General features: G+C 62.1%; 13 protein-coding genes and 2 pseudogenes. 10 read left to right on the top strand and 5 right to left on the bottom strand.

What is annotated here, in order from left to right:
• Positions 1-205: 205 nt before the first annotated feature.
• The 3 genes from HGO40_RS20600 to HGO40_RS20590 all read left to right on the top strand — a co-directional run bounded on the left by HGO40_RS20600 (position 206) and on the right by HGO40_RS20590 (position 2,619).
• Entirely contained in the window at positions 206-1,354 is a 1,149-nt protein-coding gene (locus tag HGO40_RS20600; RefSeq protein ID WP_250964527.1) for a pyridoxal phosphate-dependent aminotransferase, read from the top strand.
• Positions 1,342-2,136: an amidohydrolase gene (locus tag HGO40_RS20595; RefSeq protein ID WP_250964526.1), complete on the top strand. Its 795-nt coding sequence runs from the start codon at positions 1,342-1,344 to the stop codon at positions 2,134-2,136. Before HGO40_RS20600 ends, HGO40_RS20595 begins: the two co-directional genes overlap by 13 nt.
• Positions 2,137-2,199: 63 nt before the next feature.
• Positions 2,200-2,619 carry a hypothetical protein gene (locus HGO40_RS20590; protein WP_207966513.1) on the top strand — a complete coding sequence of 140 codons (420 nt, stop codon included), beginning with the start codon at positions 2,200-2,202 and terminating at the stop codon, positions 2,617-2,619.
• A gap of 191 nt (positions 2,620-2,810) precedes the next feature.
• Here HGO40_RS20590 and leuA read toward each other — a convergent pair whose 3' ends face one another.
• From leuA to xseA, 3 genes are all read right to left on the bottom strand, one after another.
• Positions 2,811-4,490 (bottom strand): 2-isopropylmalate synthase, encoded by a 1,680-nt coding sequence (gene leuA / locus HGO40_RS20585; protein WP_250964525.1) that lies wholly within the window; start codon positions 4,488-4,490, stop codon positions 2,811-2,813.
• Between the two features lie 466 nt (positions 4,491-4,956).
• Positions 4,957-5,778 (bottom strand): peptidoglycan DD-metalloendopeptidase family protein, encoded by an 822-nt coding sequence (locus HGO40_RS20580; RefSeq protein ID WP_250964524.1) that lies wholly within the window; start codon positions 5,776-5,778, stop codon positions 4,957-4,959.
• 3 nt (positions 5,779-5,781) lie between these two features.
• A complete protein-coding gene (gene xseA / locus HGO40_RS20575; protein WP_250964539.1) occupies positions 5,782-7,161 on the bottom strand; it encodes an exodeoxyribonuclease VII large subunit in 1,380 nt (459 codons plus the stop codon).
• A gap of 257 nt (positions 7,162-7,418) precedes the next feature.
• Here xseA and HGO40_RS20570 point away from each other — a divergent pair, with 257 nt between their 5' ends.
• From HGO40_RS20570 to guaA, 4 genes are all read left to right on the top strand, one after another.
• On the top strand, positions 7,419-8,186 hold the full coding sequence (locus tag HGO40_RS20570; RefSeq protein WP_250964523.1) for a sulfite exporter TauE/SafE family protein: 768 nt from the start codon (positions 7,419-7,421) through the stop codon (positions 8,184-8,186).
• Positions 8,187-8,255: 69 nt separating this feature from the next.
• Positions 8,256-8,804 carry a sugar ABC transporter ATPase gene (locus HGO40_RS20565; protein ID WP_250964522.1) on the top strand — a complete coding sequence of 183 codons (549 nt, stop codon included), beginning with the start codon at positions 8,256-8,258 and terminating at the stop codon, positions 8,802-8,804.
• Between the two features lie 253 nt (positions 8,805-9,057).
• Positions 9,058-10,527: an IMP dehydrogenase gene (gene guaB, locus HGO40_RS20560; protein WP_186705413.1), complete on the top strand. Its 1,470-nt coding sequence runs from the start codon at positions 9,058-9,060 to the stop codon at positions 10,525-10,527.
• Between the two features lie 79 nt (positions 10,528-10,606).
• Positions 10,607-12,184, top strand: a complete 1,578-nt coding sequence (gene guaA, locus HGO40_RS20555; RefSeq protein WP_250964521.1) for a glutamine-hydrolyzing GMP synthase — start codon at positions 10,607-10,609, stop codon at positions 12,182-12,184.
• 84 nt (positions 12,185-12,268) lie between these two features.
• Here guaA and HGO40_RS20550 read toward each other — a convergent pair.
• A pseudogene (locus tag HGO40_RS20550) lies at positions 12,269-12,352 on the bottom strand (winged helix-turn-helix transcriptional regulator); the annotation flags it as partial.
• Positions 12,353-12,780: 428 nt separating this feature from the next.
• Between HGO40_RS20550 and HGO40_RS20545 the strand changes: the two are divergent.
• Positions 12,781-13,005, top strand: a pseudogene (locus tag HGO40_RS20545) (DNA-binding protein); the annotation flags it as partial.
• Between the two features lie 80 nt (positions 13,006-13,085).
• Here HGO40_RS20545 and treR read toward each other — a convergent pair.
• Positions 13,086-13,790, bottom strand: a complete 705-nt coding sequence (gene treR / locus HGO40_RS20540; RefSeq protein WP_186705424.1) for a trehalose operon repressor — start codon at positions 13,788-13,790, stop codon at positions 13,086-13,088.
• A 244-nt stretch (positions 13,791-14,034) separates the two neighbouring features.
• Here treR and treP point away from each other — a divergent pair, with 244 nt between their 5' ends.
• Complete coding sequence (gene treP / locus HGO40_RS20535; protein ID WP_250964519.1) at positions 14,035-15,477, top strand: PTS system trehalose-specific EIIBC component; 1,443 nt, start codon at positions 14,035-14,037, stop codon at positions 15,475-15,477.
• Positions 15,478-15,549: 72 nt separating this feature from the next.
• Entirely contained in the window at positions 15,550-17,196 is a 1,647-nt protein-coding gene (gene treC, locus HGO40_RS20530; protein ID WP_250964518.1) for an alpha,alpha-phosphotrehalase, read from the top strand.
• Positions 17,197-17,270: the final 74 nt, after the last annotated feature.

The following is a 17,270-nucleotide window of genomic DNA, read 5'->3' as shown; positions in this document are numbered from 1 at the left end:
GTACCTGCCACCGCAGTGCATCAGATGAAACACAGGGGCTGCTTCGCAGCCCAGCGGGAGCAAGCTCCCTCGCCACAGAGTTTTCCTGCGATTCGGTGACAAGAAAAGGGTGCCCTTGGCGGCACCCTTTTTCATGCCCGGCGATTGGGCTATCCTCGAGCTCTCCCGCGCCGCGCCAGAGCCGGGTGCAGAGCAGGGACCCTCCATGATCACCAGCAAGTTGCCGAACGTCGGCATCACGATTTTCACACAGATGTCCCAGCTCGCCGCGCAAACGGGCGCGTTGAACCTGTCCCAGGGGTTTCCCGATTTCGATGGTCCGCAGGCCTTGCGCGATGCGGTCGGTCGGCACATCGCCCAAGGCCACAACCAATATTCACCCATGACCGGCCTGCCGGCGCTGCGCCAGCAGATCGCAGCGAAGATCGCCCGCAGCTACGGCGCCAATGTCGATGCCGACCAGGAAGTCACCGTGACCCCTGGAGCGACCCAGGCGATTTTCTGCGCCATCGCAGCGGTGGTCCACAGCGGTGACGAAGTGATCGTCTTCGACCCCAGCTACGACAGTTACGAGCCTTCCGTGCAATTGGCCGGGGGGCGTTGCGTGCATGTGCCATTGGGCCTGGATGACTTCGCCATCGACTTCGAGAAACTCGGCGAAGCCTTGAGCCCGCGCACGCGCATGATCATCCTCAATTCGCCGCACAACCCTAGCGGCGCCCTGATCAGCCGCGCCGAACTGGATCAATTGGCGGCGCTGATTCGCGACCGCGACATCTATCTGGTCAGCGACGAGGTTTATGAGCACTTGGTGTTCGACGGCGTCGCCCATGCCAGTGTCCTGGCCCATGAAGAGCTGTACCGCCGCGCCTTCGTCGTCAGTTCGTTCGGCAAGACCTACCACGTCACCGGCTGGAAAACCGGCTACGTGGTGGCGCCAGCGGCGCTGACCGCAGAGCTGCGCAAGGTGCACCAGTACGTCAGCTTCTGCGGCGTGACGCCGTTGCAGTACGCCCTGGCTGACTTCATGGCCGAGCATCCGGAACACGTCGACGAACTGCCGGACTTCTACCAGGCCAAGCGTGACCTGTTTTGCGATTTGCTGGCCCCGTCGCGGTTCAGTTTCAAGCGCGTGACCGGCACGTATTTTCAACTGGTGGATTACTCCCAGATTCGCCCGGACCTGAATGACGTCGACATGGCGCTGTGGATGACCCGCGAACACGGCGTGGCGACCATTCCGATCTCGGTCTTCTACCAGGACCCACCGCAAGGCCAGCGCCTGGTGCGCCTGTGCTTTGCCAACCGCGAGGAGACGCTGCGCGAAGCGGCGGAAAAACTATGCGTGATATGAGCGCGTTGCCGGACCTCGACATTGCCCTGGTCCAGACCACCTTGGCCTGGCATGACCGCGAGGCCAACCTGGAACATTTCGAAGCGCTGCTCGAACAGGCGCGCGGGGCTGACCTGATCATCCTCCCGGAAATGTTCACCACCGGTTTCTCCATGGAGTCCGAGACCCTGGCGGAGCCTGAACACGGGCCCACCAGCCGTTGGCTCAAGGAGCAGGCGGCGAAACTGGACGCGGTGATCACCGGTAGCGTGATCATCCAGGCCGGCGACGGCAGCCATCGCAATCGCTTGCTGTGGGCGCGGCCGGACGGTGAAGTGCTGCATTACGACAAGCGCCATCTGTTCCGCATGGCCGGCGAGCATAACCACTACACACCGGGTGACCAGCAGGTGCTGTTCGAACTCCAGGGCTGGCGGATCCGGCCGTTGATCTGCTACGACCTGCGCTTCCCGGCGTGGAGCCGTGATGCCGAGGACACCGACCTGCTGTTGTACACCGCCAACTGGCCCGGGGCGCGGCGACAGCACTGGAATCGGCTGTTGCCGGCCCGGGCGATCGAAAACCTGTGCTACGTGGCGGCGGTCAACCGTGTGGGCACCGATGGCAAGGGCTTCGCCTACACCGGGGACAGCCAGGTACTGGATTTCCAGGGGGAGAGCTTGCTCAGCGCTGGCGAAGCCGATGGCGTGTTCAGGGTGTGTTTGAAGGCGGCGGATCTGGCCGCGTATCGCACGCGGTTTCCGGCGAGCCTGGATGCCGATCGCTTCGAATTCATTTATTGAAACGATTCAGCCTCAAGGAAAGGTGTTGCGTGCCGATAACGGGTCAGCCAAGGAGGAGTCCCTATGACCAGTATCAGCGCAACCACCGTTAACCCTTATCCATTGTCGGCCCCAAAGGTCTCCATCCGCGGGGCTGAAGAAGAGAAAGCAGTCAGCCCAGTGGCATCGACTGACAGCAGCGAAGACAAAGACAAGAAACTGGCAGTCGACACCAGCGGCGCGAATATCGCTGGTGCGGGTGGCAGCAGCGGCACCGGCGATGTCATCGAGCAACTGAAGAAGCAGATCGAACAGACCCAGAAGTTGCTGGCCGAGCAGCAAGCCCAGCTAGCCCGCGTGCAAAAAAGCCGGGCCGATGAAGAGCAGAAAGCCCAGGAAACCATGGCGATCCAGACCCAGATCATGGCGACCCAGGCGACTTTGCAAACCTTGCAGGCCGCGCTGTTGCAGGCGATGACTATTTCGATCGATACCCATGCCTGACATTTTGGTTGTCTGACAGGCCGCCATCGCGAGCAAGCTCGCTCCCACAAGGGAATTGCGGCGGACACAGATACCAATGTGGGAGCGAGCTTGCTCGCGATGAGGCCCTGACAGGCCGCACAAAACCATCAGCCAAACAAAAAAGGCCCTGAGGTTCACACCCCAGGGCCTTTTTGCATTTCAGCCTTGGATCAAGCCGCCTTGGCCTCTGGCTGGCTCAGCGAACGGTTCAGCGCACTGAACAGCGCCTTGAAGCTCGCGGTGGTGATGTTCTCATCGATGCCCACACCATGCACCGCGCGCTCGCCGTTGACTCGCAGTTCGATGTACGCCGCCGCCTTGGCGTTGGTGCCGGCGCCGATGGCGTGTTCGTTGTAGTCCATGATCTCCACCGGAATCGGCAGGCCAGCCACCAGTGCTTCCAGGGCGCCGTTGCCTCGGCCGCGCCAGTGCAGGTTGGTCTCGCCCTGGCCCTTGCTCGCCACTTCCACTTCCACGGCGCTGTTGCCGTTTTCTTCCTGCAGGCGATGGCTGACCAGCGCGTACGGGGTGTTGGCTTGCAGGTATTCACGCTGCAGCAGGGCGTGGATCTGCTGGGCGGTCATTTCCAGGCCCAGGCGATCGGTTTCGCGCTGCACCACCTGGCTGAACTCGATCTGCATGCGACGGGGCAGGCTGATGCCGTATTCCTGCTCCAGCAGGTAGGCGATGCCGCCCTTGCCCGACTGGCTGTTCACACGAATCACTGCCTCGTAGCTGCGGCCGATGTCGGCCGGGTCGATTGGCAGGTACGGCACTTCCCACAGGGTGTCCGATTTCTGCTGGGCAAAACCTTTGCGGATCGCATCCTGGTGCGAGCCCGAGAACGCGGTGTGAACCAGGTCGCCGACGTACGGATGACGCGGGTGCACCGGGATCTGGTTGCATTCCTCGACCACTTTGCGCACGCCGTCGATGTCGGAGAAGTCCAGCCCGGGGTTGATGCCCTGGGTGTAGAGGTTCAGCGCCACGGTTACCAGGTCGACGTTGCCGGTGCGTTCGCCGTTGCCGAACAGGCAGCCTTCGACACGGTCGGCGCCGGCCATCAGGCCCAGCTCGGTAGCGGCCACGCCGGTGCCACGGTCGTTGTGGGTGTGCAGGCTGATGAGCACGCTGTCACGACGGGTGATGTTGCGGTGGAACCACTCGATCTGGTCGGCGTAGATGTTCGGGGTGGCGACTTCCACGGTGGCCGGCAGGTTGAGGATCACCTTGCGCTCCGGAGTCGGGTTCCACACTTCGATCACGGCGTCGCAGACTTCCTTGGCGAATTCCAGCTCGGTGGCGCTGAAAGTCTCTGGCGAATACTCGAACTGCCACTGGGTTTCCGGCTGCTGGGCGGCGTATTTGACGAACAGCTTGGCTGCGTTCACCGCGATTTCCTTCACGCCTTCCTTGTCCTGGTTGAACACGATGCGGCGGAACGACGGGCAGGTGGCGTTGTACAGGTGGACGATGGCTTTTTTCGCGCCACGCAGGGATTCGAACGTGCGGGCGATCAGGTCTTCACGGGCCTGGGTCAGCACCTGGATGGTGGTGTCGTCCGGGATGTGGCCTTCCTCGATGAGGGTGCGCACGAAATCGAAGTCGGTCTGCGACGCGGCCGGGAACGACGCTTCGATTTCCTTCACGCCCACCGCGACCAGGGTTTTCCAGAAGCGCAGCTTCTTGACCGCGTCCATCGGCTCGATCAGCGACTGGTTGCCGTCGCGCAGGTCGGAGCTGCACCAGATCGGCGCGGCGGTGATGGTCTTCGACGGCCAGGTGCGATCCGGCAGGTTGATGGTCGGGAAGGCGCGGTATTTCGAAGACGGGTCTTTGAGCATGCTCATGGGCGGAATCCTTATTGTCGTGGCCGGAAAAAGGCGGCCTGCCGGTGGTTCGAATGGGGGTGGCTCTACAGCCGGGACGAGGTGCCGCGATTCAGCCCGGCAGTCGTGCGCTGACGAGGCACAGGCTGCGGTGCTGGCGAAGCTGGATGAGGGTGTGAGAGGTTTTCATGTCCTCAACCCTAACCGCGTGGACGGGGGGTTGCAAGCAGTCGGAAAAAATTGGGAGAAGTTCTGTTTTGGAACTGATTTGCGGGATTTAATCGCGCATGTTCTGGATTAGGTTCCTGGAAATTGCGTCGATGTTTTTAGCTTGGCAATCCGCAGGAGACGGTGATGCGACTGCCGTCATCGCGAGCAAGCTCGCTCCCACAGGGGATCTGTGTTGATTGCAAATGTTATGTTCACTGGAATCCCCATGTGGGAGCGAGCTTGCTCGCGATGAGGCCAGTAGCCTCACCACAAACACTCAGGGCTGGAACGCCCCGATAAAAATCGCCGGATCCACCCGCGCATCATTCAAGCTGATGTTCCAGTGCATGTGCGGCCCGGTCGCCCGGCCGGTGGCGCCGACCTTGCCCACCACAGTGCCCCGGGCCAGTTGCTGGCCAACCTTCACGTCGATCTTCGACATGTGGCAGAACATGCTGATGAAGCCCTGGCCATGGTCGACGAATACGGTGTTGCCATTGAAGAAGTAATTGCCGGTGAGGATCACCTTGCCGGCGGCCGGGGTCTTGATCGGCGTGCCGGCGGGCACGGCGAAGTCCAGGCCGGCGGGGGGGTTGCGTTCTTCGCCGTTGAAGAAACGGCGCACGCCGAACTTGCTCGACAGCGGGCCGTTGACCGGTTTGTCCAGCAACAGGTTGCTGGGGATGTTCGGGCTGAAGCTCCGGTAAGCCTTCAGTTGCACCGCCAGCTCGGCGTCGATGCGCTTGAGATCCGCCGGGTTCGGATTGACCTGGCGCTTGTTCTTCAGGGTGATGTGCTGCTCGGGGTACTTCTTGTAGCCGACCACGAACGGTTGGGTCGTGCCGGCGCTGCTGATCTGCTGGGTGCCGGGCTGGACCGTCAGCGGTATGCCGGCACTCGCCAGCCAGTTCTGTTGTTCCTTCACCACCAGCACCGGTTTGCCCTGGTAAGTGGATTTTGGTGCCTGGGCCGCGCTGCCCAGGTCCACCACGGCCACAACGCCGGGCACCGGCTTGTTCAGCAAGCGGGTGATGTAACTGTCAGCGTGGGCGTTGACGGTCAGGCACAGCAGGAACAAGGGGGCGAGATATCGCGGCATGAATCAATCCAGTAAAGAAAGGGTGCCCGGCGTCAGGTGATTGTCTTCGACCCGCACCAGCAGTTCGCCTTCGCCGAGCTTGGCGGTCAGGCGTTGGCCGGTCTGGGTTTGCCCGGCGCTGCGGATCGCATGGCCGCGTTCGTCGAGCAGGATGCTGTAGCCGCGACCGAGGGTCGCCAGGGGGCTGACGATGTGCAGCGTCTGCATCTGGTTGTGCAATTGCACGCGTCGCGTCTTGAGCCCTTCGCGCATGGCCCGGGGCAGGCGTTCGGCGAGGCTGTCCAGACGCTGGCGCAACATCGCCAGTTGGCGGCCCGGATGCTGCCCGGCCAGGCGGGTTTCCAGGCGGATCAGCCGTTCGCGGCGAGTATTGAGGCTGCGCTCGAAGGCCCGGCGCATGCGCATGTCCAGGTCGTCGAGGCGCTGGGCCTGCTGGCGCAGGCGTTCACCGGGATGGCGCAAGCACCGGGTAAGACCCTCGAGGCGCAGTTGATCGCGCATCAGCCGGTCGCGCATGCGCATCACCAGTCGGCGATGCAGGCTTTCGACCCGGCGCACCAGGTCGCCGGCATCCGGCGCCAGCAGTTCGGCGGCGGCGGACGGGGTCGGGGCGCGGACGTCAGCGACGAAGTCACTGATGGAGACATCGGTTTCATGGCCCACGGCGCTGACGATCGGCGTGACGCAGGCGTCCACCGCCCGGGCCACGGCTTCTTCGTTGAAGCACCACAAGTCTTCCAGCGAACCGCCGCCCCGGGCCAGGATCAGCGCATCGAAACCGCGGGCATCGGCCAGTTTCAGGGCGCGGACGATTTGCGCGGTAGCTTCGCGGCCTTGCACGGCGGTGGGAATCAAGGTCAGGGATATCTGCGGCGCGCGGCGGCGGAACACGCTGATGATGTCGCGGATCACCGCGCCGGTGGGCGAGCTGATGATGCCGATGCGTTGCGGATGGGCTGGCAGCGGCACCTTGCGCTCGGCACTGAACAGGCCTTCGGCGCTGAGCTTTTCCTTCAGGGCATCGAAGGCCAGACGCAGGGCGCCATCGCCGGCCGGCTCCACGGTGTCGAGGATCAATTGATAGTCGCCACGGCCCTCGAACAGCGAAACCTTGCCGCGCACTTTCACCGCCAAGCCGTCTTTCAGAGCCTGGCGCACCCGTGCGGCGTTCTGTCGGAACAGCGCGCAACGCACCTGGGCGCCGCTGTCCTTGAGGGTGAAGTACACGTGGCCGGAGGCGGGGCGGGCAAGGTTGGAGATCTCGCCCTCGACCCAGATGTTGCTGAACACGTCTTCGAGCAACACCCGCGCGCGGCCGTTGAGCTGGCTGACAGTCAGGACTTCGCGGTCCAGGCCCAGTCGGGCAAAGGGATCTTTAATCATGGGCGGCATGATAAGGGGATTCGTTGGTGAATCTCCATGTGTGAAAACAAATCCTCCTGTGCGCTTTCTGTCAGACCGAGTCGTCCCCTTCGCGAGCAAGCCCGCTCCCACAGGTACAGCATCAACCTTCAGATCGCTGATTTCTCCCTGTGGGAGCGGGCTTGCTCGCGAAGGCGATAGGTCAGTCACCACAAATACTGGATCTGCCCCGACACATCTGGCTAAAGTCCCCGCTCTCCTCATCAAGGAAGTGCCGGATGAATCTTCTCCCATGGTTGGGCCAGTGGGCATTTGCCCCGATGGAATGGCTGGTGATCGCCTCGGCCATTGTCCTGGCCTACATCGTGTTCGGCATCGCCGGGTTTGGCACGGCGCTGGTGGCGGCGCCGATCCTGCTGTTGTTCATGCCCCTGTCGAAAATCGTCCCGCTGCGGGTCTTGCTCGATTTTGTCGCGGCTTTCGGCAATTTGTTGCCCTCGCGTCGGGACGTGTCCCGGCCGGAACTGCTGCGGTTGCTGCCGTGCATGGCGCTGGGTTGCACTCTCGGGGTGATTTTCCTGCTCAACCTCAAGTCCGACTTGTTGCTGTTGTTGATGGGGCTGTTCATCTGCGCTTATGCCATCTACAGCCTGTTGATAAAGACCCGGCCGACGCAGCTGTCTTCGTCGTGGGCGTTTCCAATGGGCACCGTGGGCGGGATGTTCGGGGCGTTGTTTGGCAGTGGCGGCTTTTTGTATGCCATCTACCTGAACAGTCGCCTTCCCAAGGACCCGGCCCGTGCCACGCAAAGTGCTTTGATCAGTTGCAGCACCGTGGTGCGCTTGAGCTTGTTTATCATCGCCGGGGTGTATGCCGAGCTACCCTTGTTGGTACTGGCGCTGTGTTTGTTGCCGGCCATGGCGCTGGGGTTGTGGGTGGGCCGTCGCTTGACCATGAGGTTGTCGCGCGAAGCGTTCGTGCGACTGGTCACCTGGCTGGTGCTCGCCAGCGGTATCGCCTTGATCGGGCGCTACCTGAGTGCTTGACCTGGCCCAGCCAGGGATTAAGCTGCCGGCCCTTTATAAGAACCGCCAGGGAAACCTCCAGGCCTCGCCATGAATTCGCAAAGCATCATCGTCCCGAAAATTTCCACCCTGCCGGTCCACGAGCCTCGGGCCCGGGCAATCGTGCGCTGGCTGGTGCGCAAGAACATCGTCGAAGAACAACTGACCACCTGCGGGCGCACCGGCAGTCGCATGGCCCACGCCATCGCCCCCGGTGCCCGCGACGTGGTGCTGCATCCCGACGCACTGCCGTTCGGCGAGCCGGTCAATGGCCTGGAGATCATCACCAAGCGCTGCATCTATACGCCGGCCAAGGGCTTTCTTGAAGAAGCCGGTTGCGCCGAGTGTCGCCGGGAGATTGGCGAAGCGCTGTTCGAAAGCCTGGAAGACTGGATGCCAGGGCGCACCGACAACTTCACCTGTCCCGAGTGCGGTCATGAAGATGACATCAATGGCTTTCTGTTCCTGCAGCCGTGCGGCTTTTCCAACCTGGGGTTCATCTTCAATAACTGGCTGGAGGCGGGGTTCAAGCAGGAATTCCTCGATGAATTCGCCGATTGGCTGGATCAGCCGGTGAGTTGGGTGAGGGTGGAGTTGTAATGTGAGGAAGCATGCAATCCCTGTGGCGAGGGAGCTTGCTCCCGCTGGGCTGCGAAGCGGCCCCAAGATGTCTGCGGCCGCTGCGCGACCGAGCGGGAGCAAGCTCCCTCGCCACGGGTTCGGTGTATGACCGGAGCGCAGTGATCAGCCCCGTCAATCACCCCGCCAATAATAGACAGAGTTTTACATTGAGCCAGACGGGGTGCATGAGTATAATGGCGCGCTTCCATTTTCCCGCTCGGGAGCCCCCGCGATGCTGCGTATCAGCCAAGAAGCTCTGACCTTCGACGACATTCTCCTAGTGCCCGGTTATTCCGAGGTACTGCCTAACGAAGTCAGTCTCAAAACCCGTCTCACCCGTGGCATCGAACTGAATATCCCCCTGGTTTCCGCTGCCATGGACACCGTGACCGAAGCCCGTCTGGCCATTGCCATGGCCCAGGAAGGCGGTATCGGTATCATCCACAAGAACATGACCATCGAACAGCAGGCCGCCGAAGTGCGCAAGGTCAAGCGGTTCGAGGCTGGCGTGGTCAAGGATCCGATCACCATCGAGGCTGACGCCACGGTCCGGGATCTGTTCGAACTGACCCGCATGCACAATATCTCTGGCGTTCCGGTGCTGCACGATGGCGACCTGGTCGGCATCGTCACCTCCCGCGACGTGCGTTTCGAGAACCGCCTGGATGCTTCCGTCCGCCAAGTGATGACGCCTAAAGAGCGCCTGGTCACGGTCAAGGAAGGCACCAGCAAGGACGACGTCCGCGAGTTGCTGCACAAGCACCGCATCGAGCGCGTGCTGATCGTCGATGACAAATTCGCCCTCAAGGGCATGATGACCGTCAACGACATCGAAAAAGCCAAGGCCTACCCGCTGGCGAGCAAGGACGACCAAGGTCGCCTGCGCGTCGGCGCCGCCGTCGGCACCGGCAAGGACACCGGTGACCGCGTCGCCGCCTTGGTCAATGCCGGCGTTGACGTGGTGGTGGTCGACACCGCCCATGGTCACTCCAAAGGCGTGATCGACCGCGTTCGCTGGGTCAAGCAGAACTTCCCTGACGTGCAGGTGATCGGTGGCAACATCGCCACCGGCGCAGCCGCCAAGGCCCTGGCCGACGCCGGCGCCGACGCCGTCAAGGTCGGTATCGGCCCTGGCTCGATCTGCACCACCCGCATCGTCGCAGGTGTCGGCGTGCCGCAGATCAGCGCCATCGCCAACGTCGCCGCTGCCCTTGAAGGCACTGGCGTGCCGTTGATCGCCGACGGCGGTATCCGTTTCTCCGGTGACCTGTCCAAGGCCATCGTTGCCGGTGCCTACTGCGTGATGATGGGTTCGATGTTCGCCGGTACCGAAGAAGCGCCGGGCGAGATCGAGCTGTTCCAGGGCCGTAGCTACAAGGCTTATCGCGGCATGGGTTCGCTGGGCGCCATGTCCCAGGCCCAGGGCTCTTCCGACCGTTACTTCCAGGACTCCTCGGCGGGTGCCGAGAAGCTGGTGCCGGAAGGTATCGAAGGTCGCGTGCCATACAAGGGCACCCTGAGCGCCATCATCCATCAACTGATGGGCGGCCTGCGTTCTTCCATGGGCTACACCGGCAGCGCTGACATCGAAGAGATGCGCACCAAGCCGGAATTCGTGCGCATCACCGGCGCCGGCATGGCCGAGTCCCATGTCCACGACGTGCAGATCACCAAGGAAGCGCCGAACTACCGTGTAGGTTAAGGCTTCCAGCAAAACGTTAATCACCGGGGCTGTTCATTCAGCCCCGAGTTGTTTCTGATTCACTACATGAGAATGAGTCATGGCCCTCGACATTCACGCTCCCCGCATCCTGATCCTCGACTTCGGTTCCCAGTACACCCAACTGATCGCCCGCCGCGTGCGTGAGATCGGCGTGTATTGCGAACTGCATCCGTTCGACATGGATGACGAAGCGATTCGCGAATTCGCTCCGAAAGGCGTCATCCTCGCCGGCGGCCCCGAGTCCGTGCACGAAGCCGACAGCCCACGCTGCCCGCAAGCCGTGTTCGACCTGGGCGTGCCGGTCTTCGGTATCTGCTACGGCATGCAGACCATGGCTGAACAGCTGGGCGGCAAGGTCGAAGGTTCGGACCTGCGTGAGTTCGGTTACGCCCGCGTCGACGTGGTCGGCAAGAGCCGCCTGTTGGACGGTATCGAGGACCATGTCGACGCCGACGGCCTGTTCGGCCTGGACGTGTGGATGAGCCACGGTGACAAGGTCACCAAGATGCCGGAAGACTTCCACATCCTGGCCAGCACCCCGAGCTGCCCGATTGCCGGCATGTTCAACGATGACCGCCGCTACTACGGCGTGCAGTTCCACCCTGAAGTGACCCACACCAAGCAGGGCGGCCGGATCCTGTCGCGCTTTATCCTCGACATCTGCGGGTGCGAAGCCCTGTGGACCCCGTCGAAGATCGCTGAAGACGCCATCGCCCAAGTCCGCGCCCAGGTCGGCACCGACAACGTGCTGCTGGGCCTGTCCGGCGGCGTTGACTCCTCGGTGGTTGCCGCGCTGCTGCACAAGGCCATCGGCGACCAGCTGACCTGCGTCTTCGTCGACAACGGCCTGCTGCGCCTGCACGAAGGCGAGCAAGTGATGGCCATGTTCGCCGAGAACATGGGCGTCAAGGTGATCCGCGCCAACGCCGAAGAGCAGTTCCTGAACAACCTGGCCGACGAGTCCGACCCGGAGAAGAAACGCAAGATCATCGGCCGCACCTTCATCGACGTGTTCGATGCCGAATCCTGCAAGCTGGACAACATCAAGTACCTGGCCCAGGGCACCATCTACCCCGACGTGATCGAGTCGGCCGGCGCCAAGAGCGGCAAGGCCCACGTGATCAAGTCCCACCACAACGTCGGTGGCCTGCCGGAAGAGATGAACCTCAAGCTGGTCGAGCCGCTGCGCGAACTGTTCAAGGACGAAGTGCGTCGCCTCGGCCTGGAACTGGGCCTGCCGTACGACATGGTCTACCGCCACCCATTCCCGGGCCCGGGCCTGGGCGTGCGGATCCTCGGTGAAGTGAAGAAGGAATACGCCGACCTGCTGCGTCGCGCCGACCACATCTTCATCGAAGAACTGCGCAAGGCCGACTGGTACCACAAGGTCAGCCAGGCGTTCGTGGTGTTCCAGCCGGTGAAATCGGTGGGCGTGGTCGGCGATGGCCGTCGCTACGCCTGGGTCGTCGCCCTGCGCGCCGTGGAAACCATCGACTTCATGACCGCGCGCTGGGCACACCTGCCGTACGAGCTGCTGGAGACTGTTTCCGGGCGGATCATCAATGAAATCGAAGGCATTTCTCGCGTGACGTATGACGTGTCGAGCAAGCCGCCGGCGACGATTGAGTGGGAGTGATGGGGCGTCCGGCGCTGACCGGTAACCTCTAGCAAGGAACACCCTGAAGCCCGCTTGATTGCGGGCTTTTGGCGCTTTGGGGTTCGGCACCTCCTTGTAGTCGGTCCGCGCCAGCACGCGGTCGGCTTCCAGATACTTCAGTTGCTGGATCAGCACTTTGTCACTGACGTGATGAGACTTGAAAGGCTCGCGTCATTGCCAGCCAAACACGCAACCGTGGCGAGGGAGCTTGCTCCCGCTGGGGTGCGAAGCGCCCCCAATTCAAGCGGGTAGGATCAACCTGACACACCGCGATGAGGGGTTGGGGCTGCTGTGCATCCCAGCGGGAGCAAGCCCCCGCGCCACAGGGATAGAGGCGGTTCCAAGCGGTCTGCGCCCATCCATGCCAAATTTCCTATTGTTGTCCCTGGCTTGCCCACGCTTGTCCTTCGCTCCCTGTTAGGGAATGTCGCCTGGCGGTTCAGTCACCTTTCGCTACGATTCCCCGCCTCATCGGGCACCGAGAAGTGCTTATCATCGGCCGGCGAAGCCCCGCGGGAATTTCGCCGGCATGCCTCGCGAAACGCTGTCGCATAACGATGCTGAGGAACAGAACAATGGAATATACCTTTACCTTGAAATACCAGCTTGCTGAAGATAACCGTGACCCGTATGGACTGGTCGAGCGATTGGGTGAAGCTGGCTGCGACGATGCGCTGGTAGGCATTGGTCGGTCTGGGCGGCTGGCGCTTGAATTCACTCGCGATGCTCCAGATGCAGCCAAGGCAGTGCTTAGCGCTCTGGGCGACGTCCGCCGCGCGGTGCCGTCGGCCAAACTGATTCATTCATGATGCAGTGGGCAACCCACGTCGGGAACTACTGAAGCACGCCCTGGCCGCCACTCAGGCGGCCACCGCCGATTTCACCGCCGCGCCACATCCGAAAAATAAAACTTATCCAGCGTATGCCGCGATTCGGTGTACTCGAACTGCCGGCCGTCCTGGAGAAAGGTCTGGTTACTCACCACGATGACATGGCTTTGGCCTTCGAGGTCCAAGTGCTGCTGGTCGTCCTTGCCGCAGCGGACCGCTTCGATGGTGCGCTGGGCGTAGGCGATTTGCAGTTGCAGGGTCTGTTCGATGAAGGCGTAGATCGACTGCACGGCGATGTCGCGGGTCAGGCCCGGGATCACGTCGCTGACGAAATGGTTGATGTCCAGGATCACGCGCTTGCCATCGATTCGCCGGACCCGCTTGATGCGGGTGACCTGGCTGCCGGCGGGGGCCTTGATGTGCTCGAGCAGCGCGCCTTCCAACGGTAACTGGCTGAACTCGACCACTTCGGTACTGACGTCATTGCCCAGGCGCGGGTAGGTCTCCTGGAAACTGACGATGCCGCCGAGCTGGAATTCGATGGGCTGGGTGGACAGCACGAAGGTGCCCTTGCCATGGATCTTCTGGGCGAAGCCGCGCTCCTGGAGTTGCTCGATGGCCTTGCGCACCGTGCCACGACTGGCCTGATAGCTGTCCATCAATTCGGTTTCGGAGGGCAGGCGGGCGCCTCGCTCCAGGCGTTCGGTGGTAATGCTGGTCAGCAGATCGTTGTAGATCTGGTTGTATTTGCTCATGGGGGGGCTCTGTACCGCGCTGTTCACCGGGGCGGAACCTTACGGGCCAAGTGGGGGATTTGTCCATTCAGCTGTCACCGTTTGACCACAGGAGCGTAGGACGTTTCCGGGACAGTCGGGGGCTCATCATAAACAAAAACATAACTCGTCTGTACGAGTTGTTGATTTAACTCGTACAGACGAGTACTTTCTCTTCCACGTGCTGTCGACTCTCAATAACAAGAATGACGCGGAAGAAAAAAGCATGAGCCACGATTACTCCAGAATCGCCAGCGAGCTGCTGCACAGCTTGGGTGGCGTCGACAATATCGAGCAGGCCGCCCACTGCGTGACGCGCCTGCGCCTGTCCCTCAAGGACGCGGCCCGGGTGGACAGTGCCACGCTGAACCAGATCGACCTGGTCAAGGGCTCGTTTTTCACCGGAGGCCTGTTCCAGGTGGTCATTGGCCCCGGCGAGGTGGAAAAGGTCTACGCCGCCCTGCGCGAGCTGACCGGCCTGGCCGCCGCGACCATCGCCGACGTCAAGCGCCAGGGCGCGCAGAAGGGCAACGGCATGCAGCGCCTGGTGCGGGTGCTCTCCGATGTGTTCATGCCCATTCTGCCCGCCCTGGTGATCGCCGGCCTGCTGATGGGCGTCAACAACCTGCTGGGCGCCAAGGGCATGTTCATTGCCGGGCAGACGTTGCTCGATGCCTATTCGAACCTGGACGGCGTCTGGAGCCTGATCAACCTCATGGCCAACACCTCCTTCGTCTTTCTCCCGGCCTTGGTGGGCTGGTCGGCGGCCAAGCGTTTCGGCGGCAGCGAGATCCTTGGCATCGTGCTGGGCCTGATGCTCGTCCACCCGGACCTGCTCAACGCCTGGAACTACGGCAAGGCCGTGGCGGGACTGGACGGCCAGAGCCTGCCGTATTTCGATATCTTCGGCTGGATCCGGATCGAGAAAGTCGGCTACCAAGGGCAGATCCTGCCGATCCTGCTGGCGGCCTATGTCATGAGCGTGATCGAACGATGGTTGCGGGCCAGGGTGCCCAACGCGATCCAACTGCTCGTGATCCCCATCACCACCATCGTGATTACCGGGGTGCTGGCCCTCGCCATCATCGGTCCGGTCACCCGCCACCTGGGCATCCTGATCACCGAAGGCATGGTGGCGCTGTTCGACCTGGCACCGGTGATTGGCGGGGCGATCTTCGGCCTGCTTTATGCGCCGCTGGTGGTGACCGGCATGCACCACATGTTCCTGGCGGTGGACTTGCAATTGATCTCAACCCAGGGCGGCACCTTCATCTGGCCGATGATCGTCATGTCCAACCTGGCCCAGGGCAGCGCGGCGCTGGCGGTGTTCTACATGACCCGCAATGCGCGGGACAAGAGCATGGCGTCCACCTCGGCGATTTCCGCTTATTTCGGCATCACCGAACCGGCGATGTTCGGGGTCAACCTGCGCTACAAATTCCCCTTCTATTGCGCCCTGGCCGGCTCGGCCCTGGGCTGTATTTTCCTGTCGTTGAACAAGATCAAGGCCTCGGCGATTGGCGTGGGAGGCCTGCCGGGGTTCATTTCCATCGTGCCGGACTACATACCGATGTTCGTGGTCGGCATGGTCATCGCCATGAGCGTGCCCTTTGCCCTGACCTGCGCGTTGAGCATGAAGATCGTCCGGCCGGGCTATCGGGTGGCCTAAGCCCTGTGGGAGCCGGGCTCGCCCGCGATGAGGCCTGTGGGGCCGGTACAAAACAGACTGAAGGGAACGCACATGCAAGACTGGCAACGTTCGGTGATCTACCAGATCTACCCCAAGAGTTTCTACAGCCATGGCGGCCAGGCCACCGGTGATTTGCTGGGGGTAGTGGACAAGCTCGACTACTTGCACTGGCTGGGTGTGGACTACCTGTGGCTGACGCCGTTCCTGCGTTCGCCGCAACGGGACAATGGCTACGACATCAGCGACTACTACGCCATCGACCCCAGCTACGGCACCATGGCCGATTGCGAATTGTTGATCGCCGAGGCGCGCAAGCGCGGTATCAAGCTGATGCTCGACATCGTGGTCAATCACACCTCCATCGAGCACCCCTGGTTCCAGGCCGCCCGCAGCAGCCTCGACAACCCGTACCGCGATTTTTATATCTGGCGGGACCAGCCGAACACCTGGGAGTCCAAGTTCGGTGGCTCGGCCTGGGAGTACGAGGCCCAGACTGGCCAGTATTACCTGCACCTGTTCGACCATACCCAGGCCGACTTGAACTGGGACAACCCCCAGGTCCGCGCCGAAGTGTTCAAGATGATGCGTTTCTGGCGGGACAAGGGCGTGGGGGGCTTCCGTCTCGATGTGATCAACCTGATTTCCAAGCCGGCCGACTTTCCTGACGACCACACCGACGGCCGGCGTTTCTATACCGACGGTCCCAATGTGCATCGCTACTTGCAGGAAATGCACCGGGAAGTCTTCGAGGGTTTCGACCTGATCAACGTTGGCGAGATCGCGTCCACCAGCCTCGAGCACTGTGTTCGTTATTCATGCCCGGCTTCCCGCGAACTGTCGATGACCTTCAATTTCCATCACCTGAAGGTGGACTACCCGAACCTGCAAAAGTGGGTGCGGGCCGACTTCGACTTTCTCGAACTCAAACGCATCCTGTCCGACTGGCAGGTCGGCATGCAGGCCAGTGGCGGCTGGAATGCGCTGTTCTGGTGTAACCATGACCAGCCGCGAGTGGTGTCGCGGTTTGGCGACGACGGTGAGTACCGCGTGCCTTCGGCGAAGATGCTCGCCACGGCGTTGCACTTTCTCCAGGGCACGCCGTTCGTGTACCAGGGCGAGGAGCTGGGCATGACCAATCCGGGCTTCGATCACATCGAGCAATACCGCGATGTGGAAACCCTGAACATCTATCGCCTCAAGCGCAACGCCGGAGTCCCCGAGGCCGAGGCCATGGCGCCAATCATGCAGAAGTCCCGTGACAACGGGCGCACGCCAATGCAATGGAGCGCCGGGCCGAACGCGGGGTTCAGCCGGGCCGACCCCTGGATTGGCGTGCCTGCCAACGCCGCGTTCATCAACGTCGAGCAACAACAAAAAGACGCGACCTCGGTGCTGCATTACTACCGCGAGCTGATCGCCCTGCGTCGCAGCGAAGCCTTGATCCAGGACGGCGTCTATCGCCTGCTGTTGCCTGAGCATCCGCACGTGTGGGCCTACCTGCGCGAAGGGCAGGGTGAGCGCCTGCTGGTGGTCAGCCATTTTTATGGGGGCGACTGCGAGGTGGAGCTGCCCGAAGGGGTCCTCACCCAAGAGACGAAACAACGCTGGGTGATTGGCAACTACGAAGCGGGTGAACACCGATACCGACGGCTGCGCCTGCGGCCCTACGAGTCGTTCGTGCTGCACCTGAGCGACTGAATAAAAAACTTCCCCTGACCCAGGCAATGCCTGAAAGCGAACACGTTGCGCCAGACGCATCGTGGGCCCTTTGT

The sequence above is a fragment of the Pseudomonas sp. CG7 genome (assembly GCF_023701885.1).
Lineage (GTDB): Bacteria > Pseudomonadota > Gammaproteobacteria > Pseudomonadales > Pseudomonadaceae > Aquipseudomonas > Aquipseudomonas zanjanensis.
The sequence above is the reverse complement of the archived record's forward strand: the minus strand, read 5'-3'. Positions and strand labels throughout refer to the sequence as shown.

Excerpts from the sequence above, each read along its gene's own strand:
- HGO40_RS20600 (WP_250964527.1), top strand. The coding sequence starts at position 206 with ATGATCACCAGCAAGTTGCCGAACGTCGGCATCACGATTTTCACACAG.
- HGO40_RS20595 (WP_250964526.1), top strand. The coding sequence starts at position 1,342 with ATGCGTGATATGAGCGCGTTGCCGGACCTCGACATTGCCCTGGTCCAG.
- HGO40_RS20590 (WP_207966513.1), top strand. The coding sequence starts at position 2,200 with ATGACCAGTATCAGCGCAACCACCGTTAACCCTTATCCATTGTCGGCC.
- leuA (WP_250964525.1), bottom strand. The coding sequence starts at position 4,490 with ATGAGCATGCTCAAAGACCCGTCTTCGAAATACCGCGCCTTCCCGACC.
- HGO40_RS20580 (WP_250964524.1), bottom strand. The coding sequence starts at position 5,778 with ATGCCGCGATATCTCGCCCCCTTGTTCCTGCTGTGCCTGACCGTCAAC.
- xseA (WP_250964539.1), bottom strand. The coding sequence starts at position 7,161 with ATGATTAAAGATCCCTTTGCCCGACTGGGCCTGGACCGCGAAGTCCTG.
- HGO40_RS20570 (WP_250964523.1), top strand. The coding sequence starts at position 7,419 with ATGAATCTTCTCCCATGGTTGGGCCAGTGGGCATTTGCCCCGATGGAA.
- HGO40_RS20565 (WP_250964522.1), top strand. The coding sequence starts at position 8,256 with ATGAATTCGCAAAGCATCATCGTCCCGAAAATTTCCACCCTGCCGGTC.
- guaB (WP_186705413.1), top strand. The coding sequence starts at position 9,058 with ATGCTGCGTATCAGCCAAGAAGCTCTGACCTTCGACGACATTCTCCTA.
- guaA (WP_250964521.1), top strand. The coding sequence starts at position 10,607 with ATGGCCCTCGACATTCACGCTCCCCGCATCCTGATCCTCGACTTCGGT.
- treR (WP_186705424.1), bottom strand. The coding sequence starts at position 13,790 with ATGAGCAAATACAACCAGATCTACAACGATCTGCTGACCAGCATTACC.
- treP (WP_250964519.1), top strand. The coding sequence starts at position 14,035 with ATGAGCCACGATTACTCCAGAATCGCCAGCGAGCTGCTGCACAGCTTG.
- treC (WP_250964518.1), top strand. The coding sequence starts at position 15,550 with ATGCAAGACTGGCAACGTTCGGTGATCTACCAGATCTACCCCAAGAGT.